Here is a 1,383-nt window from a genome sequence, read left to right on the forward strand (position 1 = left end):
CCATCATATCTTTTGTATTTAGTATATTTTCAGGTTCTAATGAAGCTGAATTACAGGCACGTTTATTAAGTGCTAACAAGGAAGCAGGCAGCATTCGTTATCAAGTAGAGCGCGAATTACACGCCAAGCTCAACGCCTATACCGATGATATTATGGACGACATTTCTAAACCATTGACTGATAGTAAACATATACTTGATGACAAAAGCCAAGCTTTACTCCATGAGCGCGAAAAAACACGCGAACTAGAAACACAGTTACGACAGTTAATTGGGCAATAAATTTAGAAAAAACTTACGCTTTCTTTTTCATCATAGTTCATATTGTTTAAAGTAAACTGCGCTATAATCGCCGCCATCTTGGACTCTTATGATTAATCATTATGGCGCAATATATTTATACCATGAATCGCGTTTCGAAGATTGTTCCTCCGAAGCGTGAAATTTTAAAGGATATTTCTTTATCCTTCTTCCCTGGTGCAAAGATTGGTGTACTCGGTTTAAATGGTGCGGGTAAATCAACTTTATTACGCATTATGGCAGGCGTTGACAAAGACTATCAGGGCGAAGCACGCGCTCAAGCAGGCATTAAAGTCGGTTATTTGGCACAAGAGCCACAACTCGACCCCACCAAAGATGTGCGTGGTAATGTTGAAGATGGTGTTCGTGAAGCAGTTGATGCCTTACGCCGTTTAGATGAAGTTTTTGCTGAATATGCCATGGAAGATGCCGATTTTGATAAGTTGGCAGCCGAACAAGAAAAGTTAGAAGGCATTATTCAAGCATGGGATGCCCACAACTTAGATAACCAACTCGAACAAGCGGCTGATGCCTTACGTTTACCTGCATGGGATGCCGATGTTACCAAATTATCAGGTGGTGAGCGTCGTCGTGTGGCTTTGTGTCGTTTGTTGTTGTCTAAACCTGATATGTTGTTATTAGACGAACCAACCAACCATTTAGATGCTGAGTCTGTGGCATGGTTAGAGCGTTTCTTAAAAGAGTTTGCAGGCACGATTGTGGCGATTACCCACGACCGTTACTTCTTAGACAATGTCGCCGAATGGATTTTAGAACTTGACCGTGGTCATGGTATTCCGTATCAAGGAAATTATTCTTCTTGGTTAGAGCAAAAAGAAGCTCGTTTAGAAAGTGAACAACGCCAAGAAGAAGCTCACTACAAAGCCTTAAAACGTGAATCTGAATGGGTACAACAAAATCCTAAAGCACGTCAAGCCAAGAGCAAGGCGCGTTTAAGTGCTTATGAAGAATTAGCCAGCAAAGAATTCCAAAAACGTAATGAAACCCAAGAATTGTACATTCCACCTGGTGCACGTTTAGGTGACCAAGTGAGATCGGAAGAGCACACGTCTGAACTCCAGTC

General features: G+C 41.6%; 1 protein-coding gene. It reads left to right on the top strand.

Going from position 1 to position 1,383, the window contains the following annotated elements; all coding sequences use genetic code 11:
- Positions 1–281: hypothetical protein (locus Q0212_RS07795; protein ID WP_297924230.1), on the top strand; the 281-nt coding region annotated here is incomplete at its 5' end.
- Positions 282–1,383: the final 1,102 nt, after the last annotated feature.

The sequence above is a fragment of the uncultured Agitococcus sp. genome, assembly GCF_937920075.1.
Lineage (GTDB): Bacteria > Pseudomonadota > Gammaproteobacteria > Pseudomonadales > Moraxellaceae > Agitococcus.